Consider the following 25928-nt stretch of genomic DNA (forward strand, 5'->3'; position numbering starts at 1 on the left):
TGGGCGCCCCCCCCGGAGTATTTCAGCAAGAAGAAGTCCGGGGAGGGTGGTTTGGTGTCAGGCGGTGGCGGCGAGTTCGGGGAGCGGGGGCGTGAGTTCGCCTGCGTAGTGGCAGGCGACGCGGTGGCCTAGGCCGAAATCGCGCAGGGTCGGTTTTTCGGTGCGGCAGCGGTCGGTGGCGAAGGGGCAGCGCCCGGCGAAGCGGCAGGCTTTGGGTGGGTCGATGGGGGAGGGCGGCTCGCCCGTCACCGTGAAGCGGGCGCCGGCGCGGGAGCGGTCATGGGGGGAGAGGGCGGCGGCCATCAGGGACCAGGTGTAGGGGTGTTTGGCGGCGGCGAAGAGTTGGCCGGTCGGGGCCTGTTCAACGAATTCGCCGAGGTACATCACGGCGACATGGGTGCAGATGTGCTGCACCACGGCAAGGTCGTGAGAGATGAAGACATAGGTGAGGCGTTTGTCTTTTTGCAGCCGTTTCAGCAGGTTGAGGATCTGGGCCTGGATCGCCACGTCGAGGGCCGAGACGGGTTCGTCGCAGACGATCAGGCGCGGTTCGGTCACCATGGCACGGGCGATGCACAGGCGCTGGCGCTGGCCGCCGGAGAACTGATGCGGAAACAGGCGCTTGGCATCGGGGTGCAGGCCGACCTGGGTGAACATCTCGTCGACGCGGGTGTCGCGACCCCGGACCGGGCCGAGGCCCATGAGATCGAGCGGTTCGCGCACCGCCTGGCCTGCCCGCAGGCGCGGGTTGAGCGAGGAGTAGGGGTCCTGGAAGACCATCTGCATCTTGTGACGCATGGTGCGCAGGGGGTCGCCGCTGAGGGCCGTGAGGTCCTGAGTGTCGAGATGGATCACGCCCTCGATCGGGTCCACCAGACGCATCAGGGCCTGGGCGGTGGTGGATTTGCCCGAGCCGCTTTCGCCGACGATGCCGAAGCTGTCGCCCTCGTTCACCTGAAAGGTGACGCCGTCGACGGCGTAGACGGTCTGGCCGGAGGCGAGGGGGAAGTGGACCTTGAGGTCTTTCACATCGAGGAGAGGTTTCATGCGACAGCCTTTTCGGGCGAAGTTTTCCAGCAGAGGGCGCTGTGTCCGGGGGCCGTGTCGACCAACGGCGGCTGCTCGGCATGGCATCGCGCGTCAGCCAGTGCGCAGCGGGGGGCGAAGCGGCAGGCCTTGGGGAAGCGACCCAAAGGCGGGACCATACCGGGGATTTCGCCCAAGCCTTCGGCCTGCGGATCGTTGGCGGCGGCACCGAGGCGCAGGCGTGGGGTGCAGGACATCAGGCCGCGCGTGTAGGGGTGGGCGGGGGCGCCGAGGATCGCCTCGACAGTGCCGGATTCGACACATTTGCCAGCGTAGAGCACGGCGACGTCATCGGCCATTTCTGCCACCGCGCCAAGGTCGTGGGTGATCAGCATGATCGCCGTTTCGGTCTGCATCTGCAGGTCGCGCAGCAGGCGGAAGATCTGCGCCTGGACGGTGACGTCGAGGGCGGTTGTGGGCTCGTCCGCGATGATGACCTTGGGGCGGCAGGCGAGGGCGATGGCAATCATGACGCGCTGGCGCATACCGCCGGAGAGTTCGTGCGGGTAGGCGATCAGGCGCTCTTCGGGGCCGGGGATCTGCACGGCGCGCAGCATCTCGAGGGCGATTTCGCGGGCCTCGGCGCTGGATTTCTTCTGGTGCAGCTCGATGACCTCGGTGATCTGGCGTTCGACGGTCAGGACGGGGTTCAGGGCGGTCATCGGCTCCTGAAAGATCATCGACAGGGCGTTGCCGCGCAGCTGGCGCAGGCGGGAGGGTTTCGCCGCCAACAGGTCTTCGCCAGCCAAGATGATCGAACCGCCGGTGACGCTGAAACGGTCGGGCAGCAGGCCCATCGTCGCCAGCGCTGTCATGGATTTGCCGCAGCCGCTCTCGCCCACCACCCCCAGCGTCTTGCCGGGGAAGAGTTGCAGCGAGACGCCGTCCAGCACCGATTGCACGGATTTGCCGGTGTCGACGCCGACCTGCAGGTTCTTGATTTCGAGGATGGGCTGCATGGCTCAGCGCCTTCTCAGTTTGGGGTTGAGGGCGTCGTTGATGCCGTCGCCGACCAGCGAGATCGCGAGGACCGTGATGAAGATCGCAACGCCGGGCAGGGTCACCGTCCACCACGCATCCAGCAGGTAGTTGCGATTCTGGCCGATGATCAGGCCCCAGCTCATCGTGTTGGGATCGCCGAGGCCGAGGAACGACAGCCCCGCCTCGAACAGGATGGCGGCGCCGACGGCGAGGCCCGCAGCGACGATCAGCGGCGGCAGGGCAGCGGGCAGGATAACGCGGAAGATCAGGTAGCCGTTGCGCGCGCCGGAGGTACGGGCGGCGGCGACGTAATCGAGCTTGCGGATGCGCATGAACTCGGCTCGGGCAAGGCGCGCGACCTGGGGCCAGCTGACCGCGCCGATGGCGAGGGTGATGGTGACCAGCGAGGCGCCGAAGATCGTCACCAGCACCATGGCGAGCAGCAGGGTCGGCAGGATCTGGAAGAACTCGGTCACCTTCATCAGCAGGGCGTCGATGGCGCCGCCGAAAAAGCCCGCGAAAGAGCCGACAAGGATGCCGATGACGACCGAGATCACCGCCGCAGCGGCCCCGACGGCGAGGGTGGCGCGGCCGCCCTCGATGATGCCGGCCAGCATGTCACGGCCGAGATAATCAGTGCCGAGGGGGGCGTAGTCGCCGCCCGGTGGGGCGAAGGGCAGGTCGACCATGGAATAGGCGTCGACCGGATAGAGGAATGGCCCGAGGAAGGTGGTGCCCAGCACGATGGCCAGCAGCATAAGGCCGATGATGGCAGACTGGTTGCGGGCAAAGGCGCGCATGAACTCGGTCGCCGGGTGGGCGGGTTTCGGGCCGATGGGATCAGGCAGGGTGGTCATGGGCGGGCTCCTGCGGGGCGGGCTTTCTTGCGACGGCGGCCCCCGATGCGCGGGTCGATCTTGCCATAGGCGAGGTCGGTCAGGATATTGGCGACCATGACGAGGATGGCCGAGAAGAACAGGATGCCGAGCAGGGTCGGGTAGTCGCGGCGCAGGATCGATTCATAGGCGAGGCGGCCAAGGCCGGGCCAGTTGAACACCGTCTCGACAAGGACCGCCCCGGCGAAGAGCTGGCCGAACTGCAGGCCGATCATGGTGACGACGGGGATCAGCCCGTTGCGCAGGGCGTGGCCGAAGACGACGCGGCGTTCGCTCAGCCCCTTGGCGCGGGCGGTGCGGATGTAGTCGGAGCCCAAGACATCCAGCATCGAGGCGCGCGAGAGCCGCGAATAGGTGGCAACGTAGATCGAGGCCAGCGTGACGGCGGGCAGGACGAGATGGTGCAGCACATCGAAAACCGCTCCGTACCACGTCGCATTGCCACGTACGTTCATCATGCCCGAGACCGGAAAGATCGGGAAGATCGAGGCGAAGACGATCAGCAGCATCAGCCCGGTCCAGAACACTGGCGCAGCGTACCCCACCAGCGAGAAGATGGTGACGAAATGGCTGAGGACGCCCTTCGGTTTGCGGGCCGAGAAGATGCCCATCAGGGTGCCGAGGATCACGGCGGTGATCAGGGCCGTGATCACCAGCAGGATCGTGGCAGGCAGGCGTTGCAGGATCAGGTCCAGCACGGGTTGCTTGAAGTAGTAGGAAAAGCCGAAATCTCCGGTGCAGATCTTGCCGATGTAGATCAGCAGTTGCAGCCAGACGGGCTTGTCGAGGCCGTATTCGGCGCGCATCTGGGCAATCAGATCCTCGGAAGCGCCGCCCATTTCCCCCACGATGACCGAGACGGGATCGCCGGGGGCGAGCTGGATCAGCAGGAAGTTCAGAACGACGACGGCCAGAAGCAGGCCGATCGCTGAGGCGAGTTTCTTGACGAGGCGGGGCATGGGCTGGTCCTGTCGCAAAGGCTGGAGAGGCCCGGTCCCTTTCGCGGGACCGGGCGGCAGGTCAGATCACTTGGACCATTCGACCTCATCCCAGGGCGATACGGCACCCCAGATGGTGTCGGGCAGATGCGTCAGACCCTTTTTGTAGGCGGTGTAGAAGGGCACTTCGTTGATGTAGAGGATGGGCGCATCGGCGACGACGATCTGCTGGAACTCCTTGTAGAGTGCCGCACGTTTGGTCTGGTCGGTCTCGATCGCGGCGGCAGCCAGCAGCTCATCCACCTTCGCGTTGGAATATTGCTGGGTGTTGGACCAGATCACGCCCTTGCGGATGTTGGAGGAGATATAGGTGCGGTCGACGCCGATCACCGGATCGCCCCAGTTGTAGACGCTGTCCTCGGTCATGTCGAAATCGTAGTTGGAAATCCGCTGCGCCCAGGTGGGAAAGTCGGGGGCGGTGCGGACTTCAAGCTCGATCCCGACCTGTTTCAGCTGGGTGCGCATGTATTCAACGACATTGCGGCCGATCTCGGCCATGCCGGGGATATAGTCGATGGTGGCGCGCAGGCGGATGCCATCGGCGTCGGGGGTCAGGCCGGCTTCGTCCAGCAGGGCCTTGGCCTTGTCCAGATCGAAGGCATATTTTTCGACGTCCTCCGTGGCCAGCGGCGAGGTGCCGGTGATCGGGCCGGTCGAATCCTTGGCGACGCCGCCCAGCAGGCGCTGCAGGATGAAATCCTTGTTGGTGGCATAGCCGATGGCCTGACGCACCGCTGGATTGTCGAAGGGCGCTTTCTTGGTGTTGAAGGCGATCCAGTTCAGCGCGCCGACGGCGTCATACCCGGCATCGGAGACTTCGACATTCTCGGCCTTTTCAAGGCGCTGCACGTCGCGCACACCGGACAGGAACGGCACCATGTCGATATCGCCACGCTCGGTCGCGAGGACGAGGTTGGCGCTGTCTCCGATGATCTGCACAATCACCTCGTCCATCTTGGGCAGACCATCGAGGAAGAAGTGCTCGTTCTTGGCCAGCTTGTAGTATTCGCCCTGCTTGTATTCGACGAACTTGAACGGACCCGAGCCGACGGGAGCAAGGTTGGCCGGGTTCTGCTGGATGTCGCCCTCACCGTAGATATGTTCGGGGATGATCGGCATCAGGGCGGGCGACATCGCCAGCAACAGGGCGGGGTGGGGCTTGGAGAGCTTGATCACGGCGGTCAGCGGATCGGGGGTTTCCACATCCTCGACCGGGGCCAGCATGGTCTGGAACGGGTGGTTCGCCTTGATCGTCATGATCGAGAATTTCACATCCTCGGACGTGATCGGCACACCGTCATGAAAGGTCGCGCCCTCGACCAGATGCAGGGTGACCGACAGGCCGTCGTCCGCCACCTCCCAGCTTTTGGCGAGGTAGGGCTGCGGGGTCCAGTTGGCGTCATAGCGCAGCGGCGAGGCAAAGATCTGCGCCGAGGCCATGAAGGTGGCGATGCCGGACTGGATCGCACCGTTGAAATGGCGCGGCACCTGCGTCGTGCCGACAACCAGCGTATCAGCCTGCGCCGGGGCGAACAGCCCGCTGAGCGTCAGAGCGACGGCAGCGGCCAGAGTGGAGGAACGAAGGTGTTTCATGCGGTGGTCCTGTTGGTTTATATTTTTACTTATAGGTAGATTTTGGCTTTCTAAAGTAGTCCAGCAACGCCGCGCAGCGCAGTCAGGGCGGCGGTGACGGCCAGCAGCGCGATGGCGGCGGTGCGATAGCCGCCTTCATCCAGCCGATTGAACGCCTGCCCCCCGGCCCAGGTGCCAATCAGCAGCGCAGGCAGGGCAAAGGCGGCCTGTATCAGGCTTTGTCGGTCGATCTGACCCGCCCAGGCAAGGCCGGGCAGCGCCACCAGTGAGGTCAGGAAGAAAAACACCATCAGCGAGGCGCGGGTGTTCTTCGCAGGTGTCGCAGTGCCAAGGAAATACGCGATGGCAGGGGGGCCGGGCATCGCGGCAAGGCCCGAAAACAACCCCGCGAAGAACCCGGCACCAATCGCCGTGCGCCGCCCCGCCCCCAGCCGCACCTTGAGCATCAGCGCGGCCAGACCGATGCCGACCAGCACCGCCAGAACGATGCGCATCGCATCGGGCGACAGCCGTGTCAGGGCGAGGATGCCGAGCGGCGTGCCGATCACGGCCCCGATCGTCATCAGCACCAGTGCGCGACGGTTGACCAGCGCGCGCATCCGCACCGTATCACGCAGCCCGACCATGCATTGCAGCAGGATCGCCACGGTCACGGCGCGGGACGGCGCGATCAACAGGCTCATCGCCGGAACCGCGGCCAGGGCAAAGCCGAAACCCGTCAGCCCGCGCAGCACCGCCGCGATGAAGACCGCCAGGGAAATCAGGGCGATCAGCTCCATCAGTCGAAGTTCAGCACGATGGTCTTCTTGCGGGTGAAATGCTCAAGCATCGCCTCAAGCGAGGCTTCCTTGCCGAGGCCCGAGCGGCCAAACCCGCCGTAGGAGACATTGGGCTGGATCGTCAGGTTTTGGTTCACCTGCACATAGCCCGAGTTCAGCCGCGAGGTCGCGTCCAGCGCGGTCGACAGCGAGGTGGTCCAGATCGTCGCGGCGAGGCCGTAGTGGGTGGCGTTGGCTTTCTCGATGACGTCGTCGTAATCGCTCCACCGTTGGATCACGGCGACGGGGCCGAAGATCTCGTTCTGCACACAAGGGTGATCTTCGGGCAGGTTCAGCAGAAGCGTCGGTTGCATGAAGAGGTCGGGCGAAAGGCTGGCGTCGCTGGGCAGGGCGCTGCAACGGAGGACTTCGGCGCCTTCGGTCTGCTCGGCCAGCGTGACATAATCGCGGATCACCTTGGCCTGTTTGGCCGAGATGATGGTGCCGATATCGGTGCCCTCGTCCATCGGGTCGCCGATGACCAGCTTGTTGAGGGTGTCCTGAAGCGCGCTCATGAAGTCGTCGAAGACGGTGTCGTGGACGTAGATGCGGCTGGCGGCGGTGCAGCTTTGGCCCTGACGGGTGAAGCGCATGCCGTTGACCGCGCCGGTGACGGTTTTCTTCAGATCGGCGTCGGCGCAGATGATCATCGGGCTTTTGCCACCCAGTTCCAGACTGACCGGGATGATGTTCTTGGCCCCCGCCTCATAGACCATTTGGCCGACAGCCTCAGAGCCGGTGAAGGTGACCTTGGCGACATCCTTGTGCGCGGTCAGGACCGAGCCGCAGGCAGCTCCGGTGCCGTTGATGACGTTGAGCACGCCATCGGGCAGGTGCTTCATCAGGATCTCGGCGGCGGCGAAGGTGGCGAAGGGGGCCTCTTCGGAGGCTTTCACGACGACGGTGTTGCCGGCGACCAGGGCCGGGGCGATTTTCAGCATCATCAGCACCAGCGGCACGTTCCACGGCAGGATCGCGGCGACGACGCCCAGCGGTTCGCGGGTCGTCATGGTCAGGATGCGCGGGTTGAAGGGCACCGTCTCGCCCTTCAGCTCGGACGCGAGGCCGCCGTAGAACTCCAGCAGGTCGGCGGCGACAGTCAGCTCGCCCCGGCATTCAGTGCGGATCGCCTTGCCGGTTTCCAGCGCGAGGACGCGGGCGATGGTCTCGGCTTCAGCCGCGATGGCGCGACCTGCGGCGGCGACCATCTTGCCGCGGGCGCGGGCCGGGGTGGCGGCCCATCCGGCACCGGCGGCCTTGGCGGCGCCGATGGCAGCGTTGGTTTCGTCCGCGCCACTGGCGGCGGCCTGGCCCAGCTCGGCGCCGGTCGCAGGGTTCAGCACGGCGATGCCGGTTTGGGTCGCGACATGTGCGCCGCCGACAAGGTTCACGCGCGTATAGGAGGCGATCACGCCAGCGGGGTCGGAGGGGAGGAAGGTTTGTGCGGTCATTGGATCATCATCTTTGCGGCTTGGCGGCATTGCTTGGGCCAGCGGGCGGCAACCAAGTGGGCCAGAGGGAGGGATGGTTTACAGCGCAGCGGTGTCGGCCCCCAGAAGGCGGGACAGCGACAGGTCGGGCGCGGTGCCGATCGCGACCAGCCGGGTGCCGTGGGGCTGATCTTCGGCGGCGGTCATCTGCCAGCGGCCAGAGACATATTGCACAAGCATTACAGAGGTTTCGCCTTCTATCGCTACCCAGCCCTTGAGGCGCAGAAGTGTCGGCGGCAGGGCGTTCAGAGCGGCCTCGAAAGCAGTGCGCTCAAAGGCTATGGCCGCGTCCAGGCGGTCGCGAAAGAACACCTCGTCATGGGCGACGGGTTCGCTTTGAGGTGCCGAAAGAATAGACAGGGTGCTGGCCGAGAGCAGCTCCATCGGCAATTCGGCGCGGCTGGTTTCGGCGATGGCACGCCCCGGCGCGATACGGCGCAGGGCGGCGCGGGCGGTGCTCAGTTGCCCGGGGCTGGCAGCATCGACATGGTTCAGAACGACCAGATCAGCGCCGTCGAACTGGCGCGCCACGGTATCGCCGATCAGCGGGTCATCGAGCTGGCTGGCCAGTGCGACGGCATTGGCCAGCGTGATCACCATGTCCAGCTTCAGGCGCCGGTCGAGCAGGGCAAATTCGGCGACGCGGCGGGGTTCGCCGACGCCGCTGGCCTCGATCAGGATCTCGTCGGGGGCGCTCTCGATGGCGCGAAAGATCGCGGGGCCGATCCCTTCGGCCATGGAGCAGCAGATACAGCCGCCAGACAGCTCCATCGTCAGCCCGTCGTCGGATTTGATCAGGGCGGCGTCGACGTTGATCTCGCCGAAGTCGTTGACCAGCACGGCGGTGCGGCTGCGCGAGGCGGCGAGGATGCGGTTCACCAGCGTCGTCTTGCCCGCGCCGAGGAAGCCGCCGATGACGGTGACGGGGATGGTCATGCCAGCGCCAGCACGTCGGGCAGGGTGATGTCGGGGGCGTAGCCTTGATCGGCGGGCACATTGGAGGGGTGCCAGTCGCCGCCCAGCACGGTGCCGAGCACGCGCACCTTGCGCAGGTCGATCGGCGCAACCTGCATCGGGTCGCTGTCGAGCACGGCGAAGTCGGCGTATTTGCCAACCTCGATGGTGCCGACGAGGTGGTCGAGCTTCAGCTGGTAGGCGGCGCCCGAGGTCACGGCCTTCAGGGCTGCTTCGACCGGGATACACTCCTGTGGGCCGAGGATGCGCCCGGCAGAGGTGATGCGGTTGACGGCGCACCATGCGGTGAACAGCGGGTTCAGCGGCGTCACCGGTACGTCGGAGTGGATCGCCATCTGAACGCCGTGCGCCAGCGCGGTGCCACAGGCGTCCATGCGGCGGGCGCGGTCGGGGCCCATGGTGAGGGCAAAGTGCTGCTCTCCCCAATAAAAGATGTGGTTGGCAAAGAGGTTGGCCGAGACGCCGAGCGCCTTCATCCGGGCGAATTGAGACGCGTCGGCCATCTGGCAATGCTGCAGCGTATGGCGGTGATCGGGGAAGGGGCTTTCCGTCAGGGCTTCGGTCAGCACGTCTAGGATGAACTCCGACGCCTGATCGCCGTTGACGTGCAGGTGCATCTGGATGCCGGCTTTGCTGTAGGCTTTGACCATCTCCTTCAGCGAGGACGGCGGCAGGTTCCAGAGGCCGTTCGGCGCGCCATTGTGATAGCCGGGCCATTTCAGCCGACCCGTAAAGCCCTGGATCGAGCCGTCGGTCATGATCTTGACCAGCCCGAGGTGCAGCTTGTCATTGCCTTGCGATTTCAGCGCCTTGGCGCGCGCGACACCCTCGGCCACGCTCCATTGGATCGCGCCGAGCGCGGGGACCATGCGGACCGGGAAATCGGCCTCGGCTGTGGCGGTGTGATAGGCGGCAAGCACCTCGTCGGTCATCGATTGGTGCAGGTCGGCAGAGGTGGTGACGCCCGCGTTGACCGCCGCCTTGCCGAAGGTGCGCAAGCTGGCGGCATCGACGCCGCGCAGGGCGCCGGTGGCACCAACGGCGCGGGCGGCCATCGACATCGCCGCCATCTCCTGCAGCTCGCCGGTGATCTCGCCTTTTTCGTCGCGCAGGATGCCCTCGACACTGGTCTGACCCAGCATATCGGCACGTTCCAGCACCAGCGTGTTGACGTTGATCAGGTGAAAGCTGGCGTGGGTGATCAGGATCGGCCGGGTGGTCGAGACGCGATCGAGATGCGCACGGCTCATCCGCGCGCCTTTGAAATAGATCGGATCGAAGCCCCAGGCGACCAGCGGCGCGTCGGGGTCGGTCATCTGAGCTTCATAGGCCTGCAGGCGGGCGACGACGGCCTCGATATCCTTCAACCCGCCCTCGATGCTGCCGTCCGGGGCGGTGCGTTTGAAGTAGCCGAGGAACAGGTCGTTCCAGACGTTGCCCTCCATCGCGTGACCATGGGCCTCGACAAAACCGGGCATCAGAACCTTGTCTTCAAAGCGCGTGTCGATGGTGATCTCGCCCCAGGTGGCACAGTCGGCCTCGGTCCCGACTGCGAGGATCTTGCCGTCGCGCACCGCGACATGGGTCGCCTCTGGCGTGTTGTGGGCCATGGTGCGGATCATCTTGGCTTTGAACACTTTGATCGGGTCGGGCATGTCATCTTCCTGCGTCTGCTCTGGTGCTGCGAGGCTAGGGGGCGCGCCGCAGGCACGACAGGGCCAGCCGGCCCCCTCGGGTTGGGCCAGCACAAAACTGCATGATTTCAGAGAGGTGAGGTTAGCCGAGCTCTGCTGCTGCCTGTCCAAGCAGGGCGAGACCGGCATCAATCTTGCGCTCGTCAATGTAGGAGACGCCAAGGCGCAGGAAGCGTCCGGCCTGCGCTTCGGGCACGAAGGGATCGCCGGATTCGGTCAGCACGCCCTTGGCTGCGGCCACCTGAAACAGCTGGCGCGCGTCGATCCCCTCAGGGCATTCCAGCCAGACGCTGGAGCCGCCGTGGGCATCGGAAAACCGAAATCCGGGCAGGTGGCGCGCGCACCCTTCTGAGACCTTGGCAAGGCGGCGCGTCAGTGCCTCGCGCAGGTTGCGCTGCAGCGTCAGATAGTGCCCCTCGGCCAGAAAGATCGCGGCGGTGCGCTGGTTGTTCAGGGGGGCGGAGCGGTGCATCAGGCGACGCAGCCAGCGGGCCTCCTTCACCAGCTCGGGCGCTGCGACCATGAAGCCGAGGCGCACACCCGGCGCCAGCACCTTGGACAGCGTCCCAAGATAGGCGACATGGCCGCTGTTATCGAGGCTTTTCAATGAGGTGGCATCGCTCGCAGCGGCGGTCTCGCCCTCATAGTCATCCTCGATCAGGATGGTGCCATCGCGCTGCGCCTGCTTGAGGATGGCCAGACGACGTTCGGGCGACATGGTGACCATCGTCGGGCAGTGATGCGCGGGCGTCAGCACCGCCACGTCGAGCTTGCCCGCAAGGTCGAGGCGCGCGCCCTCGGCATCGATCGGCAGGTCGATGATATCGGCGCCCTCGGTCTGCAGAATGTTGCGGGCATCGGCATAGCCGGGCATCTCGACCCCGACGCGGGTGCCGGGACGGGCCAGCAGGCGGGCGAGGATATAGAGCCCCTCCTGCGTGCCGAGCGTCACCAGAATATCGTCTGTTTTCGCGTAGATACCGCGCTGTGGCAGGATCTGACTGCGGATCTGCTCGACCAGCATCGGGTCATCCTCGACCGAGCGATCGGCCGTCCACCAGTCAATCGCCGACCGCCCGAGCGCATCGCGCGAACAGGTGCGCCAAGTGTTGATCGGAAACAGGCCCGGATCAACCTGGCCGTAGACGAAGGGATAGGGAAAATCCTGCCAGTTCGAGGGCTTGATGATATGGCGCAGGCGCGAGGGGCGCTGTTTCAGCCGTGCGTCCCAGTCCGGCGCGGCAACCGGGGCGACCTCTGACAGAGTGGTCCCCTCGGGTTGCAGATCCCGCGCCACGAAAAAGCCGCGACGCGGTACGGAGTCAAGATATCCACGCGCCACCAGCTCGTCATAGACGGCGGCGACGGTATTGCGCGCGATCCCCAGTTGACCCGCAAGTTGCCGGCTGGGCGGCATTTTCTGGCCCAGAGTCATCTGGCCGCCGTGGATCGATTCAACGATCCTGCGGCGCAGCTGCGACTGGATCGGTTCGTCGCTCTCTCGGGTGATGGCAGTCAGCATGGGGTTCGTCTTCCTTCGCCCTTTTCCTTTCGGCTCTGCGCCTGCGGGTTTCAATAGCACTGCAGAGATCTGCCGATCGCGAGGGGAATGTTGCTGTTTTTCCGGGCGCATCTGGCCCCGCGTCTGGCCCCATCGGTTGCGCGGGTCTGGCCCTGTCGCGCAATGGCGTCAGATGGCTTTCTGGTGCAAAGTCACCCGCCCGGATTCGGAGAGAACCCATGTATGACAACGACATAAGCAATGTGGTCGAGGCCGACCGCGCCCACGTCTGGCACCACCTGACCCAGCACAAACCCTACGAGACATCCGATCCCAGAATCATGGTTGAGGGCAAGGGCATTCGCATCTGGGATCAGGCCGGGCGCGAATACCTCGACGGCGTGTCGGGCGGCGTGTGGACGGTGAACGTGGGCTATGGCCGCGAAAGCATCGCCGATGCGGTGCGCGATCAGCTGGTCAAGCTGAACTACTTCGCAGGCTCCGCAGGCTCCATCCCCGGGGCGCTGTTCGCCAAGCGCCTGATCGAGAAAATGCCAGGTCTTTCAAGAGTTTACTACAACAACTCCGGCTCCGAGGCGAACGAGAAAGCCTTCAAGATGGTGCGCCAGATCGCGCACAAACGCTACGGCGGCAAGAAGCACAAGATCCTGTTCCGTGAGCGCGACTACCACGGCACCACCATCGCCTGCCTCTCTGCTGGCGGCCAGCCCGAGCGCAACGCCCAGTACGGCCCCTTCACCCCCGGATTCGTCGAGGTGCCGCACTGCCTGCAATACCGCGCCCACGAGCAAGGCCTTGAAAACGCTGCGAACTATGGCGAGCTCGCGGCCAATGCCATCGAAGAGGTGATCCTGCGCGAAGGCCCCGACACCATCGGCGCGCTCTGCCTTGAGCCGGTGACGGCCGGCGGCGGCGTCATCGCCCCGCCCGAGGGCTACTGGCCCCGCGTGCAGGAGATCTGCCGCAAGTACGACATCCTGCTGCATATCGACGAGGTGGTCTGCGGTCTCGGGCGCACCGGCACCTGGTTCGGCTATCAGAACTACGGAATCGAGCCCGACATGGTGACGATGGCCAAGGGCGTCGCCTCGGGTTACGCGGCCATCGCCTGCCTCGTGACGACCGAAAAAGTCTTCGACATGTTCAAGGACGACAGCACCGACCCGCTGAATTACTTCCGCGATATCAGCACCTTCGGCGGCTGCACCGCAGGCCCGGCGGCGGCGCTTGAGAACATCCGCATCATCGAAGACGAAGGCCTTCTGGACAATACGCTGGCCATGGGCGCCCGCCTGATGATGCGGCTGGAGGAGCTGAAGGAGAAGCACAAGGTCGTCGGCGATGTGCGCGGCAAGGGCCTGTTCTGCGGCGCCGAGCTGGTCGCCGACCGGCTCACAAAAGAGCCGGTGGCCGAAAAACTCGCCCAGCAGGTGGTGGCCGAATGCAGCGCGCAAGGGGTGCTGATCGGGGTCACGAACCGCTCACTGCCGGGGCGCAACAACACGCTTTGCCTCTCGCCAGCGCTGATCGCCACCGAAGACAATATCGACGAGATCGCAGCGGCGATGGATGTCGCCCTGACCCGCGTCTTCGGCTGACCTTTGCCCTAAGCCACCGCCCCGCCCTGGTTAACAAGGTGGGGCGGCCCTTTTTGCACGTCGGTATTGCGTCGGTATCAAAGCGGTATCCCGGCGGTGCGCTACCGCCCCCAGGAAAGATGTAAACGTCGCGCGAACCGGATCGCTCCGCGCTGCGCCCAGAGGCTGCTCCGCCTCCGGCGGAAGTATTTAGAGCAAGATGACAGAGGAGCCGTCCCTGCATCGTTTCCCTGGTCCAAATATCCCGGGGGAGGCAGCGCAGCTGACGGGGGCAGAGCCCCCCCTTCTGCAAAACAGGCATTGGCAGCTTGTGATGCTCCTTGCAGGACGTGGCGGGCGATTGCGGCTTGCGGTGGCGGGGCCGACGTTTAGGGTTGGGCGGAATATCGCAGGTATGGAGAGCGCGGATGGATCACAGGGAATTGGAGATGACCGTGCTCATGACACCGGACATGGCCAATTTCAGCGGCAAGGTGCACGGCGGGGCCTTGCTCAATCTGCTGGACCGTGTGGCCTTTTCCTGTGCGTCGCGGTTCTCGAAGCGGTATGCCGTCACGCTTTCCGTGGATCAGGTGACCTTCAAGGAGCCGATCAACGTGGGGGAGCTGGTGACGTTCCGCTCCAGCGTGAACCATGCCGGACGGACCTCGATGGAGATCGGGATCCGCGTTGAGGCGCAGGATATCCGCAGCGGGGTCTCTCGGCATACGAACTCGTGCTATTTCACCATGGTGGCGGTGGATGATGACGGGCGTCCGGCTGAGGTGCCGCGCCTGCTGATCGATACCGATCTGCAGCGGGCGCGCAATCGTGCGGCGGAGGTGCGGCGCAAGCTGCGGCGACAGTTTTCGCAGGAGATGCAGAGGGCCTCGGAAGGGACGCCCTGAGGCGCGGCTCAGGTGCTGGCAGAGAGCTGGTAGCCGGGTGCGCCGATCGTGCGCACCGTGGTGATCGGCTGGGTGTCGATCCATGTCGTCCGCTCGATCGCGAAGAGCGCGGTGTTCGGGCTGGTGTGCAGCGCTTTGGCCAGGTCCGCATCGGCGGCGAGAGCGAAGAAGCGCAGCTCGCATCTCGTATAGGGCATATTCAGCACCAGCCATTCATTGGCGCTGATGGTGCAGAGGTCGACCGAGTCGATCTCGGCTGCGGTCTGGAGGTTGATCCAGCGATCCTCGTAGAGGTAGGGGCGGTCCTGTGCCAGATGCAGGGCGCGGACGTGCAGGCAGGGGACGTGGGCTGACAGCTCCATCCGGGTCGCGATTTCTGCCGGAGGCGGCAGGGCGGCGCGGGACAGCAGCTGGTAGCCATGGCGCTGGCCGAGGTCTTCGACCTCCTTGCGGATGATCGGAATTTCAATCGTGACGCGGGCGACCGGTTCGGGGCGGACATGGGTGCCGCCCTTGCGCCGACGCTCGACAAGGCCGCTTTCGGAGAGATCCTGCATGGCGCGTTGCACGGTGCTGCGCGAACAGCCCAAGGTTTGCGCCATATCCTCGTCATGGGGCAGCTTGTCGCCGGGGCGATAGGTGCGGTCGAGGATGCGGGCATGGATCCGGTCGCGGATGTCTTTCCAGGAATGGCGTTGGGGCGTGGTCATAGGCTCTGGTTCAGCTCGGACAGGGTGGCGCGGAAGGCTGTGGTTATCGCATCGCGGGCGATATGGCGATGGTCTTGCACGACGTGGCGGCCTGCGCTCCAGACATCGGAGATGCACTGCGCGCCCTGGCCGGTGAAGATCAGGGTGTCGAGCAGGGTGTCGCCCTGGCGTTTGCAGAGGCGGTGGTTGTCGGTCTCGATCGCGATCAGATCGGCCCAAGCGCCGGGGCGCAGGGCACCGCTGTCACGCCCTGCGGCTTGAGCGCCGCCTTGCAGGGCGGCCTCGATCAGGGTGCGACCGGTGGAGCGGTCGGGGCTGGCCAGTGCGGCGCGGGTGCGGTCGCGCAGGCGTTGTGAATATTCCAGCGTCCGCAGCTCATCAAACAGCGAGATCTGGATGTTGGAGTCCGAGCCGATGCCGATGCGCCCCTTGGCGGAGAGGTAGTCGGTGGCGTTGAAGATGCCGTCGCCGAGACTGGATTCGGTGATCGGGCAGAGGCCTGCGACAGCGCCGGTCGCGGCGAGCGCCTGTGTCTCGGCGCTGGTCATCTGGGTGCAGTGGATCAGGCACCAGTTCGGGGCAACGTCGTAGTGGGCGAGCAGCCAGTCCGTGGGCCGCGCGCCGAGGTGGGCCTGCACCTCCTCAACCTCGGCCACCTGTTCGGCGAGGTGCATGTGCAGCGGCGCGGGGCCGGCCAGAGCGATGGCGCGGGACAGGCCCTCGCGCGTGACAGCGCGCAGGGAGTGTGGCGCGGCACCGATGTGGTGGTCGGCGGGGCCCTTGGCGATCAGGCGGGCGGCGGCGGCGTGCAGGTCGGCGTAGCTGTCGGGGGTGTTGCCGAAGCGACGCTGGCCGCCTTGCAGGGCGCGCCCGTCGCAACCGCCGGTTTCATAGAGCACGGGCAGCAGGGTCAGCCCGATGCCGGTCCGGGCGGCGGCGGCGGTGATGCGGGACGAAAGCTCTGCCGGGTCGGCGTAGGGCGTGCCGCCGACACCGTGGTGCAGGTAGTGGAATTCGGCGACGCTGGCGAACCCGGCCTCCAGCATCTCCATGAAGACGAGGGCGGTGATGGCTTCGATCTGGTCGGGCGTCAGCTGGTCGAGGAAGCGGTACATCAGCCGCCGCCATGTCCAGAAGCTGTCGGAGGGATCGGGGCCACGGGCTTCGGTCAGGCCCGCCATGGCGCGCTGGAAGGCGTGGCTGTGCAGGTTGGTCGGCGCGGGCAGGAGCAGATCATGCGCGGCGGGGTGGGGGTGGCCGGTTTCAACCTGCGCGATGCGCCCCTCGGGGGTGAGGGTCAGGCGCAGGTCGCGGACCCAGCCTTGCGGGGTGAGGGCCTGTTTGGCGTGGATCCGGGTCAAGGCAGGGACTCCGTTGACAGAGATAATATGTAGCTACATAATAATTTGAAATTCTCCCCTATGGCAAGTGAGTCCGATGGCAGAGGCGATCATTCTGGAAGGTGGCAGGCTGGCGACGATGCGCGCGGGCTATGGGCTGATCGAGGAGGGCGCTGTCGTGCTGCAGGACGGCGTGATCGTCTGGGTCGGGGAAACGTCTGAGGTGCCAGAGGCGTGGCGCGGGGCAGAGCGGCGCGCGCTGGGCGGGCGGCTGGTGACGCCGGGGCTGATCGATTGCCATACCCATATCGTCTATGGCGGCAGCCGGGTGCGCGAGTTCGAGCTGCGCCTGAACGGGGCGAGCTATGCAGAGCTGGCGCGGGCCGGGGGCGGCATCGCCGCGACCGTGGCCGCGACGCGCGAGGCCTCTGAGGGCGCGCTGCTGACGGCCGCCTTGCGCCGCGCCGATGCGCTGATCGCGGGCGGGGTCTGCACGATTGAGATCAAGTCGGGCTATGGGCTGGAGCGCGAGGCCGAGCTGAAGATGCTGCGGGTGGCGCGGGCCATCGGGCAGATGCGGCCCGTGCGCGTCGTGACCAGCTTTCTGGGCGCCCATGCGGTGCCGCAGGGCATGTCGGCGGATGCCTATATCGACGAGGTTTGCCTGCCGACTCTGCATGCCGCCCATGCCGAAGGGCTGGTGGATGCGGTCGATGGATTTTGCGAGGGGATCGCCTTTGATACCGCGCAGATTGGACGGGTCTTCGAGGCGGCACAGGCGCTGGGCCTGCCGGTGAAGCTGCATGCCGAGCAGTTGTCGCAGAGCGGCGGTACGGCTTTGGCGGCGGCGCATGGGGCCTTGTCGGCGGATCATGTGGAATACGCGAGCGACGCGGATGCAGCGGCTCTGGCGGGGGCGGGCAGCGTGGCGGTGCTGCTGCCGGGGGCGTTTTATACGCTGCATGAGGTGCAGAAGCCCCCGGTTGAGGCGTTTCGCGCCCATGGCGTGGCGATGGCGGTGGCGACGGACTGGAACCCCGGCTCCTCGCCGCTGGGGTCGCTGCTGCTGGCGATGAACATGGCCTGCACGCTGTTTCAGCTGACCCCGGAGGAGGCGCTGGCGGGCACGACGCGCCATGCCGCGCGGGCGCTGGGGCTGACGGACTGCGGGATCATTGCGCCGGGGCTGCGCGCCGATCTGGCGGTCTGGGATGTCAGCGACCCGGCAGAGCTGTCCTATGGCATCGGGCAGACCCCGCTGCACAGCCGTTATTTTGGAGGCAAAACATGACCCTGATCCTGACCCCCGGCACGACCTTGCTGGCGCAGCTGGAACAGCTTTGGCGCAGCGATGGCGTGGCGGAACTGAGCCGCGACGCGCGGAGCGGGATTGAGGCTTCGGCGGCGCTGGTGGCGCAGGCGGCAGCGGGGGAGGTCGCGGTTTATGGGGTCAATACCGGCTTCGGCAAGCTCGCCTCGGTCAAGATCCGGGCGCAGGACACGGCGCAGCTGCAGCGCAACCTGATCCTGTCGCATTGCTGCGGCGTGGGCGAGGCGCTGGAGCCTGAGACGGTGCGGCTGATGATGGCGCTGAAGCTGCTGTCGCTGGGGCGCGGCGCGTCGGGTGTGCGCTGGCAGATCTGCACGCTGATCGAGGGGATGCTGGCGGGCGGCGTCGTGCCGGTGGTGCCGGTGCAGGGCTCGGTCGGGGCGTCGGGTGATCTGGCACCGCTGGCGCATATGGCGGCGGTGATGATCGGTGAAGGGGCGGCGCTGTTTCACGGGAAACAGATGCCGGGGGCAGAGGCCTTGCGCGCGGCGGGCCTTGAGCCGGTGGTGCTGGGCGCGAAAGAGGGGTTGGCGCTGATCAACGGCACGCAGTTTTCCACCGCCTGCGCGCTGGCGTCGCTGTTTGAGGCCTGGCGGCTGATGCAGGGCGGGCTGGTGATTTCGTGCCTGTCGACAGATGCGATCATGGGCTCGACCGCGCCGCTGGCACCGCAGATCCACGCCTTGCGCGGGCATCGCGGCCAGATCGAGGTGGCGGCAGAGATGTCGGCGCTGATGGCGGGCAGTGGCATCCGCGACAGTCACCGCGATGGCGATAGCCGCGTGCAGGACCCCTATTGCATCCGCTGCCAACCGCAGGTCAGCGGCGCGGCGCTGGATCTTCTGCGCTTTGCCGCCGGCACGCTGGAGGTCGAGGCCAATGCGGTGACCGACAACCCGCTGGTGCTGGTGGAGACGGGCGAGATCGTCTCGGGCGGGAATTTCCATGCCGAGCCGGTGGCCTTTGCCGCCGATCAGATCGCGCTGGCCCTGTCCGAGCTGGGCGCGATTGCGCAGCGGCGGGTGGCGCTGATGGTCGACCCGACGCTGTCCTTCGATCTGCCGCCGTTTCTGACGCCGGAGCCGGGCCTGAACTCGGGTCTGATGATCGCGGAGGTGACGACGGCGGCGCTGATGAGCGAGAACAAGCATCTGGCGAACCCCTGTTCGACCGACAGCACCCCGACCTCGGCCAATCAGGAGGACCACGTCAGCATGGCGGCGCATGGCGCGCGGCGGCTGCGGCGGATGGTGGCAAACCTGTCGGTGATCCTCGGGGTTGAGGCGATGTGCGCGGCCCAAGGCATCGAGGCGCGGGCACCGCTGGTGACCTCGGACCGGCTGGCGGCGGTGCTGGCGGCGCTGCGGGCCGAGGTGGCGACGCTGGAACAGGACCGCTACCTCGCCGGTGATATCGAGGCCGCATCGGCACTGGTGCAGGGTGGCGCGCTGATCCGCGCCGCCGGGCTTGAGATGGCCATATGACGCACACTCCCCTGACCCCTCCGGAGGCGAAAATGAGCGATCCCCGCAAGAACAGCCGTGACGTCTTTCCCCCCACCGGCCCCGAGATCAGCGCCAAGAGCTGGCAGACCGAGGCGCCGTTGCGGATGCTGATGAACAACCTGCACCCCGACGTCGCCGAAAACCCGCATGAGCTGGTGGTCTATGGCGGTATCGGGCGGGCGGCGCGGACCTGGCGCGATTTCGACCTGATCTGCGAGACGCTGCGGCGGCTGGAGGCGGATGAGACGCTGATCGTGCAGTCGGGCAAGCCGGTGGCGGTGATCCGTACCCACAGGGATGCGCCGCGCGTGCTGATCGCGAACTCAAACCTCGTGCCGCACTGGGCGACGTGGGACCATTTCAACGAGCTCGATAAGAAGGGTCTGGCGATGTACGGCCAGATGACGGCGGGCTCGTGGATCTACATCGGCTCTCAGGGCATTGTGCAGGGGACTTATGAGACCTTCGCCGAGGCGGGGCGTCAGCATTATGGCGGCGATCTGACGGGGCGCTGGATCCTGACCGGCGGCCTTGGTGGCATGGGCGGCGCGCAGCCGCTGGCGGCGGTGATGGCCGGGGCCTGCTGTCTGGCGGTGGAGTGTAATTCCGATAGCATCGATTTCCGCCTGCGCACCCGTTACGTCGATGCGCGCACCGACAGTCTGGACGAGGCGCTGGAGATGATCGCGCGCTGGACCGCGGCGGGCGAGGCGAAATCGGTGGGCCTGCTGGGCAATGCGGCGGATGTGTTCCCCGAGCTTTACCGGCGCGGGGTGCGCCCGGACATGGTGACGGATCAGACCAGCGCGCATGATCCGCTGAACGGCTATCTGCCGCAGGGCTGGAGCATGGCCGAGTGGCGCGCAAAACGCGAAACCGACCCCAAGGCGGTGGAGCGCGCGGCGCGGGCCAGCATGCGGGTGCATGTGCAGGCGATGGTCGATTTCTGGAAAGCGGGCGTGCCGACGCTGGATTACGGCAACAACATCCGTCAGGTCGCGCTGGACGAAGGGCTGGAGGAGGCCTTTGCCTTTCCCGGTTTCGTGCCCGCCTATATCCGGCCGCTGTTCTGCCGGGGCATCGGGCCGTTCCGCTGGGTGGCGCTGTCGGGCGATCCCGAAGATATCTACAAGACCGACCGCAAGATGAAGGAGCTGTTTCCCGACAACACCCATCTGCACACGTGGCTCGACATGGCGCGGGACCGCATCGCCTTTCAGGGGCTGCCGGCGCGGATCTGCTGGATCGGGCTGGGGGATCGGCACCGCGCCGGGCTGGCCTTCAACGAGATGGTGGCGAGCGGCGAGCTGAGCGCGCCGGTGGTGATCGGGCGCGACCATCTGGACAGCGGCTCGGTCGCCAGTCCGAACCGCGAGACGGAGGCGATGCTGGATGGCTCGGATGCGGTCAGCGACTGGCCGCTGCTGAACGCGCTGATCAACACGGCGAGCGGGGCGACCTGGGTCAGCCTGCACCACGGCGGCGGCGTCGGCATGGGCTTTTCGCAACATGCGGGCGTGGTGATCTGCGCCGATGGCACCCCGGAGGCGGCAGCGCGGCTGGAGCGGGTGCTGTGGAACGATCCGGCCTCGGGCGTCTGGCGCCATGCCGATGCGGGCTACGAGAGCGCGCTGGAGTGTGCCCGGCAGAACGATCTGGATCTGCCGGGGATTCTGGGCTGAGCCCTCAGGAGGTGGTCAGGGCGGTGGCGATGCTGGCGCGCAGATCCGGGGGCAGGGCGTCCAGCGCCTCGGACATGCGGGCCAGTTCCTGACGGGTGGCATGCAGCTGGTCGATCAGTGGGATCACGACGTGCAGGGCGTTCTCGTCCAGCTCAAGATCCTGCGACAGGTCGCAGAGCAGCTCTAGCCGGGCGATGTCGACGGTGCGGAAAAGATAGCCACTCTCGGCTCGCTCGGGGCGCACGAAGGCGACCTCGATATAGCGGGTCAACTGGGTCGGGGTCAGCCGGGTGACGGTGGTGATGACCTCGGCCTCGGTGAAACGTGGGCTCATGCTCCTGCTCCTTTCAGCAGATCGGCGCGGGGATCATGGCCGTGGGTCTTGCGCCATTCGGTCATGAAATCGCTCAGGCTGTCGTCGACCTCGGGCGGGGCGACGATGCGCAGCTCGACCCGCTGGTCGCCCTTGGTCGCGGCCCGCGCCACGCCGCGCCCGCGCAGCCGCAGAACGTGGCCCGAGCTGACGCCGCGCGGGATGGTCAGACCGACGGGGCCGTCGATGGTGGGGGTGGTGACCTTGCCGCCCAGGATCGCCTCGTCAATCGTGATCGGCAGGGTGATCAGGATGTCGTCGCCTTCGCGCCGGAACACCGCGTGGGGCTGCACATGCACGGTGATCAGCGCATCGCCCGCCGCGCCGCCGCCAAAGCCGGGCTGGCCCTTGCCGCGCAGGCGCAGGGTCTGACCGTCCTCGGTGCCCTTGGGGATCTTCACCGCAAGGTTCGACCCATCCGGCAGGGTGATGCGGGTTTCGCCGCCCAGCACCGCCTCCAGGAAGGGGATGTTCAGGGAATAGCGCGCATCGGGACCGGGGGCTGAGGAAAAGCCACCGCCGCCACCGCCGCGCGCCCGGTTGCGCAGGATATCGGCAAAGATATCGGCGGGGTCGGCCTGTTGGTCAAAGCCGCCCCGGTTCTGATAGGCGCGGTTCTGATAGGCATTGTCTGAGGCCCCGGCGAAATCGCGGTAATACTGCCGCTTGGGGCGTTCCGCGCCGGTGCTGTCGATTTCGCCCGCGTCGAATCGGGCGCGGGTCTCGGGGTCTTTCAGCAGCTCATGGGCGGCCCCGATGGCCTTGAATCGGGCCTCGGCCTGCGGGTCATCGGGGTGCAGGTCGGGGTGGCTGGTGCGCACCAGCTTGCGATAGGCTTTCTTGATCTCGTCCGCCGTTGCCGACTTGGTCAGGCCCAGTGCTTTGTAGGGATCATCGGGCATCCGTTGTCCTTTCGGTCATCCGCCGTCGTTTGAAGCATCGGCAAACCGGGCCGGAGTCCGGGCCGCCTTGCGCCAGATATACCACCGCGCGCGCAAATGTCGCTGATCCACATCAACGCAGCTGCGGTTCTGCCAGACTGACCCAGATCAATGCTGCGAGACGCGGCATCGCCTATCCTGCCGGGGTGAGTTTTCCCGAAAGGTGCCACGACCATGCCACAGGATGACGCCAGAACGAATACGCCCCAGCCGTCGGAGGGCGTGGTGCATGCGGTGCGCGGCGCGGTCGTGGACGTGGTCTTTGACGGGGGCGATCTGCCGGCGATCAACTCGGCTCTGGTGGTGAACTGGGACCGGCCCGGCCCGCTGATCCTTGAGGTGCACAGCCATCTTGATCTGAGCACCGTGCGTGCGGTGGCGTTTCAGTCGACTGCCGGGCTGTCGCGGGGCGTCGGCGTGAGCGCGACCGGCGGGCCGGTGACGGTGCCGGTGGGCCAGGCGGTGCTGGGGCGTCTGCTGGATGTCGTCGGCACCCCGCAGGACAACGGGCCCGCGCTGCCAGACGACGTGCCGCGCCGGGGCATTCACGCCAAACCGCCGCGCCTGAACGCACAGACCCGCACCACGGAGGTCTTTGAGACCGGGATCAAGGTGATCGACCTGCTGACCCCGATGGCGCAGGGCGGCAAGGCGGCGATGTTCGGCGGCGCCGGTGTCGGCAAGACCGTTCTGGTGATGGAGCTGATCCGCGCCATGGTCGAGAAATACGAGGGGATCTCGGTCTTTGCCGGGGTCGGAGAACGTTCCCGCGAGGGCCATGAGCTGCTGACCGAGATGCAGGACTCCGGTGTCTTGGCGCGCACGGTGCTGGTCTATGGCCAGATGAACGAACCGCCGGGGGCGCGCTGGCGGGCACCGCTGACCGCGCTGACGATTTCCGAGTATTTTCGCGATCAAAAGCACCAGAACGTGCTGCTGCTGATGGATAACATCTTTCGGTTTGTGCAGGCGGGGGCCGAGGTCTCCAGCCTTTTGGGTCGATTGCCGTCGCGCGTGGGCTATCAGCCGACGCTGGCGACCGAGGTGGCGGGCTTGCAGGAACGCATCGCGTCGGTTGCCGGCTCTGCGGTGACGGCCATTCAGGCGGTCTATGTGCCGGCCGATGATTTCACCGACCCGGCGGTGACGACGATTTCCAGCCATATGGACTGTGTTGTCGTGCTCAGCCGGGCGCAGGCGGCGGAGGGGTTCTATCCCGCGATTGATCCGCTCGCCTCATCGTCGATGCTGCTCGATCCGCTGGTGGTGGGCGAGGTGCATTACCGTGTGGCCGAGGATGTGCGCCAGGCGCTGGCGCGGTTCCGGGAGCTGACGGACATCATTTCGCTTCTGGGGGTCGAGGAGCTGGGCGCGGCGGACCGTTTGACGGTCAAGCGGGCGCGCCGTCTGCAGCGTTTCCTGACCCAGCCGTTCATGGTGACGGAGGCCTTTACCGGTACGCCGGGCGCCAGTGTGCCGCTGGCCGAGACACTGGCGGGCTGTCGCGCCATTCTGGATGGTGCGGCGGATGACTGGTCCGAAGGCTCGCTCTATATGGTTGGCACGCTAGAGGATGCGCGCGCCAAAGAGGCCGCCGCGCAGGCGGAGGTCGCGGCATGAAGCTGAGAATCGTGACGCCGCTGGAGGTCGTGGTCGAGGCGGATATCGACAGTCTGCGTGCCGAGGATGCCAGCGGCAGTTTCGGCGTTCTGCCCGGGCATGCGCCGTTTCTGACGGCCCTCGCGATCTCGATCGTCAGCTGGCGCAAGGGTGGGGCCGAGGGGTTCTGCGCCCTGCGCGGTGGCGCGATGACGGTGGCGCAGGGCGGCGCGGTCTCCATCGCCACCCGAGAGGCGGTGGCGGGCGATGACCTTGCCACGCTGGAGGACGAGGTGCTGGGACGGTTTCGCGCGGAGGCGGACGAGGAGCGCGTCGCCCATGTCGACACGGTGCAGCTGCAGCTGAACGCGATCCGCCGCATGGTCACCCGCCTGCGCCCCGATGCGGGAGAGTTCCGGTGAGCCAGGATGAAGACCCGTTGGTCACGCAGGCCCGCCTGCGCCGCGAACGCCGGGCACGCTGGCTGCGCGAGGGCGACATGTCGGTCGGGCGGCGTCTGGCGCAGATCGGCGTGCTGGGCTGGATCTTTGTCGTGCCGACACTGGCGGGGCTGTTTCTGGGGCGCTGGCTGGATGCACGGCTTGAGTCCGGCATCTTCTGGAGCGCGCCCTTCATGTTTGCCGGGGTCTGCCTTGGCGGCTGGACCGCATGGAAATGGATGAACACCAAATGATCGATGTTGCCGCTTTGCCTTTGCCGATTTCACTGACGGCCTGCTTTATCGGCGGGCTGGTGCTGGGCTATGTTTATTTTCGCGCGCTGCGTCAGACGGCGGATCTGATCGTCAGTCGCGGCCATCCTCTGCTGGCTCTGGCGCTGACCTTCGGGCGGCTGGGGCTGCTGCTGCTTGGCTTTTACGTCGCCTTGCTGGCGGGCGGGCTTGCGTTACTCGCGGCGCTTGGTGGCGTGCTGGTGGCCAAGGCGGTGATGGTGCGTCAGGCGCGGGGGGCGGTGCTATGAATTCGCCGCTCGACGCTGTTGCGCTGTTCCAGATCGGGCCGGTGCCGATCACGCAGGCGATCCTGACGACCTGGGGGATCATGGCGGTGCTGCTGCTCGGGGCCTTTGCGCTGACCCGGCGGCTGACGCTGACCCCGGGGCGCCGTCAGGCCGCGCTGGAGCTGATCGTCACCACGATGGACACCCAGATCCGCGAGACGACGGGGGCCGAGCCGGCGCCCTATCGCGGTTTTATCGGCACGCTGTTCCTGTTCATTCTGGTTGCCAACTGGTCGTCGCTGATCCCCGGCCTCGATCCGCCGACAGCGCAGCTTGAGACCGACGCCGCGCTGGCGGTTCTGGTGTTCCTGTCGGTGATCTGGTTCGGCGTGCAGGGCGGCGGGGTGGCGGGATACCTGCGATCCTTCGCGTCGCCCAACGTGGTGATGATCCCGCTGAACATGCTGGAGAGCGTCACCCGCGTCTTCTCGATGTTCGTGCGCCTGTTCGGCAATGTCATGAGCGGGGTTTTTGTGATCGGCATTGTCGCCTCGCTGGCCGGGTTGCTGGTGCCGATCCCGCTGATGGCGCTGGATCTGCTGACCGGACTTGTTCAGGCCTACATCTTTGCCGTCCTCGCCATGGTCTTCATCTCGGCCACGGTCGAGGACGGCACCCCAAAATCGCAAAAGGAAACCTGATGGATTATCTGCCGCTTGCCAGCATCGTCTGTGCCGCTTTCGCTGTCGCCTTTGGCGCCATTGGCCCCGCTCTGGCGGAGGGGCGCGCCGTGGCCGCCGCGATGGACGCGATTGCGCGCCAGCCCGAGGCCGCCAACACCATCTCGCGCACGCTGTTCGTCGGCCTCGCCATGATCGAGACGACGGCGATTTACTGTCTGGTGATCGCGCTGTTGCTGCTGTTCGCCAACCCGTTGCTGGGCTGAGGCC

25 protein-coding genes are annotated in these 25928 nt (G+C 66.3%); 11 read left to right on the forward strand and 14 right to left on the reverse strand.

Going from position 1 to position 25928, the window contains the following annotated elements:
* Window positions 1–57: 57 nt before the first annotated feature.
* The 10 genes from F3W81_RS15495 to F3W81_RS15540 form a co-directional block, all read right to left on the reverse strand.
* Window positions 58–1047, reverse strand: coding sequence for an ABC transporter ATP-binding protein (locus F3W81_RS15495; protein WP_193080046.1), 990 nt, complete (start codon window positions 1045–1047; stop codon window positions 58–60).
* Window positions 1044–2045, reverse strand: a complete 1002-nt coding sequence (locus tag F3W81_RS15500) for an ABC transporter ATP-binding protein (RefSeq protein ID WP_193080048.1) — start codon at window positions 2043–2045, stop codon at window positions 1044–1046. Before F3W81_RS15500 ends, F3W81_RS15495 begins: the two co-directional genes overlap by 4 nt.
* Before the next feature lie 3 nt (window positions 2046–2048).
* The gene (locus F3W81_RS15505; RefSeq protein WP_193080050.1) at window positions 2049–2924 is read right to left on the reverse strand and encodes an ABC transporter permease; all 876 of its coding nucleotides are present in this window, start codon (window positions 2922–2924) and stop codon (window positions 2049–2051) included.
* Window positions 2921–3922 carry an ABC transporter permease gene (locus tag F3W81_RS15510; RefSeq protein WP_193080052.1) on the reverse strand — a complete coding sequence of 334 codons (1002 nt, stop codon included), beginning with the start codon at window positions 3920–3922 and terminating at the stop codon, window positions 2921–2923. Before F3W81_RS15510 ends, F3W81_RS15505 begins: the two co-directional genes overlap by 4 nt.
* Before the next feature lie 66 nt (window positions 3923–3988).
* On the reverse strand, window positions 3989–5554 hold the full coding sequence (locus F3W81_RS15515) for an ABC transporter substrate-binding protein (protein ID WP_193080053.1): 1566 nt from the start codon (window positions 5552–5554) through the stop codon (window positions 3989–3991).
* Window positions 5555–5604: 50 nt separating this feature from the next.
* A complete protein-coding gene (locus tag F3W81_RS15520; protein ID WP_193080055.1) occupies window positions 5605–6333 on the reverse strand; it encodes a sulfite exporter TauE/SafE family protein in 729 nt (242 codons plus the stop codon).
* Window positions 6333–7823, reverse strand: a complete 1491-nt coding sequence (locus F3W81_RS15525) for an aldehyde dehydrogenase family protein (protein WP_193080057.1) — start codon at window positions 7821–7823, stop codon at window positions 6333–6335. Before F3W81_RS15525 ends, F3W81_RS15520 begins: the two co-directional genes overlap by 1 nt.
* 78 nt (window positions 7824–7901) lie before the next feature.
* Window positions 7902–8798, reverse strand: coding sequence for a CobW family GTP-binding protein (locus F3W81_RS15530; protein ID WP_193080059.1), 897 nt, complete (start codon window positions 8796–8798; stop codon window positions 7902–7904).
* Window positions 8795–10492, reverse strand: a complete 1698-nt coding sequence (locus tag F3W81_RS15535) for an amidohydrolase (protein WP_193080061.1) — start codon at window positions 10490–10492, stop codon at window positions 8795–8797. The genes F3W81_RS15530 and F3W81_RS15535 overlap by 4 nt, the downstream gene beginning before the upstream one ends.
* A 121-nt stretch (window positions 10493–10613) precedes the next feature.
* The gene (locus F3W81_RS15540) at window positions 10614–12053 is read right to left on the reverse strand and encodes an aminotransferase-like domain-containing protein (RefSeq protein WP_193080063.1); all 1440 of its coding nucleotides are present in this window, start codon (window positions 12051–12053) and stop codon (window positions 10614–10616) included.
* 218 nt (window positions 12054–12271) lie between these two features.
* On the opposite strand from F3W81_RS15540, the gene F3W81_RS15545 reads away from it, so the two are divergent.
* Together F3W81_RS15545 and F3W81_RS15550 are read left to right on the forward strand one after the other, a co-directional pair.
* Entirely contained in the window at window positions 12272–13651 is a 1380-nt protein-coding gene (locus F3W81_RS15545) for an aminotransferase family protein (protein WP_193080064.1), read from the forward strand.
* Window positions 13652–14058: 407 nt separating this feature from the next.
* A complete protein-coding gene (locus F3W81_RS15550) occupies window positions 14059–14538 on the forward strand; it encodes an acyl-CoA thioesterase (RefSeq protein ID WP_193080066.1) in 480 nt (159 codons plus the stop codon).
* A gap of 8 nt (window positions 14539–14546) precedes the next feature.
* Here F3W81_RS15550 and F3W81_RS15555 read toward each other — a convergent pair whose 3' ends face one another.
* Together F3W81_RS15555 and F3W81_RS15560 are read right to left on the reverse strand one after the other, a co-directional pair.
* The gene (locus F3W81_RS15555; protein ID WP_193080068.1) at window positions 14547–15248 is read right to left on the reverse strand and encodes a GntR family transcriptional regulator; all 702 of its coding nucleotides are present in this window, start codon (window positions 15246–15248) and stop codon (window positions 14547–14549) included.
* Entirely contained in the window at window positions 15245–16609 is a 1365-nt protein-coding gene (locus F3W81_RS15560; RefSeq protein ID WP_193080070.1) for a formimidoylglutamate deiminase, read from the reverse strand. The genes F3W81_RS15555 and F3W81_RS15560 overlap by 4 nt, the downstream gene beginning before the upstream one ends.
* Window positions 16610–16697: 88 nt before the next feature.
* On the opposite strand from F3W81_RS15560, the gene hutI reads away from it, so the two are divergent.
* Genes hutI through hutU form a run of 3 tightly spaced genes read left to right on the forward strand, consistent with a single transcriptional unit; the run spans window position 16698 to window position 21105 of the window.
* The gene (gene hutI, locus F3W81_RS15565; RefSeq protein ID WP_407692484.1) at window positions 16698–17879 is read left to right on the forward strand and encodes an imidazolonepropionase; all 1182 of its coding nucleotides are present in this window, start codon (window positions 16698–16700) and stop codon (window positions 17877–17879) included.
* The gene (gene hutH / locus F3W81_RS15570; RefSeq protein WP_193080073.1) at window positions 17876–19402 is read left to right on the forward strand and encodes a histidine ammonia-lyase; all 1527 of its coding nucleotides are present in this window, start codon (window positions 17876–17878) and stop codon (window positions 19400–19402) included. The genes hutI and hutH overlap by 4 nt, the downstream gene beginning before the upstream one ends.
* Before the next feature lie 32 nt (window positions 19403–19434).
* A complete protein-coding gene (gene hutU, locus F3W81_RS15575; RefSeq protein WP_193080074.1) occupies window positions 19435–21105 on the forward strand; it encodes a urocanate hydratase in 1671 nt (556 codons plus the stop codon).
* Window positions 21106–21109: 4 nt separating this feature from the next.
* Here hutU and F3W81_RS15580 read toward each other — a convergent pair whose 3' ends face one another.
* On the reverse strand, window positions 21110–21439 hold the full coding sequence (locus tag F3W81_RS15580) for a chaperone modulator CbpM (RefSeq protein ID WP_193080076.1): 330 nt from the start codon (window positions 21437–21439) through the stop codon (window positions 21110–21112).
* Window positions 21436–22380 carry a DnaJ C-terminal domain-containing protein gene (locus F3W81_RS15585; protein WP_193080078.1) on the reverse strand — a complete coding sequence of 315 codons (945 nt, stop codon included), beginning with the start codon at window positions 22378–22380 and terminating at the stop codon, window positions 21436–21438. Before F3W81_RS15585 ends, F3W81_RS15580 begins: the two co-directional genes overlap by 4 nt.
* Before the next feature lie 213 nt (window positions 22381–22593).
* Between F3W81_RS15585 and atpD the strand changes: the two genes are divergently transcribed.
* Genes atpD through F3W81_RS15615 form a run of 6 tightly spaced genes read left to right on the forward strand, consistent with a single transcriptional unit; the run spans window position 22594 to window position 25924 of the window.
* Window positions 22594–24039 (forward strand): F0F1 ATP synthase subunit beta, encoded by a 1446-nt coding sequence (atpD, locus tag F3W81_RS15590; protein ID WP_193080080.1) that lies wholly within the window; start codon window positions 22594–22596, stop codon window positions 24037–24039.
* The gene (locus F3W81_RS15595; protein WP_193080081.1) at window positions 24036–24440 is read left to right on the forward strand and encodes a F0F1 ATP synthase subunit epsilon; all 405 of its coding nucleotides are present in this window, start codon (window positions 24036–24038) and stop codon (window positions 24438–24440) included. Before atpD ends, F3W81_RS15595 begins: the two co-directional genes overlap by 4 nt.
* On the forward strand, window positions 24437–24712 hold the full coding sequence (locus F3W81_RS15600) for an AtpZ/AtpI family protein (RefSeq protein WP_193080082.1): 276 nt from the start codon (window positions 24437–24439) through the stop codon (window positions 24710–24712). The genes F3W81_RS15595 and F3W81_RS15600 overlap by 4 nt, the downstream gene beginning before the upstream one ends.
* Window positions 24709–24999: an N-ATPase subunit AtpR gene (locus F3W81_RS15605; RefSeq protein ID WP_193080083.1), complete on the forward strand. Its 291-nt coding sequence runs from the start codon at window positions 24709–24711 to the stop codon at window positions 24997–24999. Before F3W81_RS15600 ends, F3W81_RS15605 begins: the two co-directional genes overlap by 4 nt.
* Window positions 24996–25679 (forward strand): F0F1 ATP synthase subunit A, encoded by a 684-nt coding sequence (locus tag F3W81_RS15610; protein WP_193080084.1) that lies wholly within the window; start codon window positions 24996–24998, stop codon window positions 25677–25679. The genes F3W81_RS15605 and F3W81_RS15610 overlap by 4 nt, the downstream gene beginning before the upstream one ends.
* Window positions 25679–25924 (forward strand): F0F1 ATP synthase subunit C, encoded by a 246-nt coding sequence (locus F3W81_RS15615; protein WP_193080085.1) that lies wholly within the window; start codon window positions 25679–25681, stop codon window positions 25922–25924. Before F3W81_RS15610 ends, F3W81_RS15615 begins: the two co-directional genes overlap by 1 nt.
* Window positions 25925–25928 lie beyond the last annotated feature (4 nt).

Source organism: Pseudooceanicola spongiae (assembly GCF_014899185.1).
In the GTDB taxonomy this organism is placed as follows: domain Bacteria; phylum Pseudomonadota; class Alphaproteobacteria; order Rhodobacterales; family Rhodobacteraceae; genus Pseudooceanicola; species Pseudooceanicola spongiae.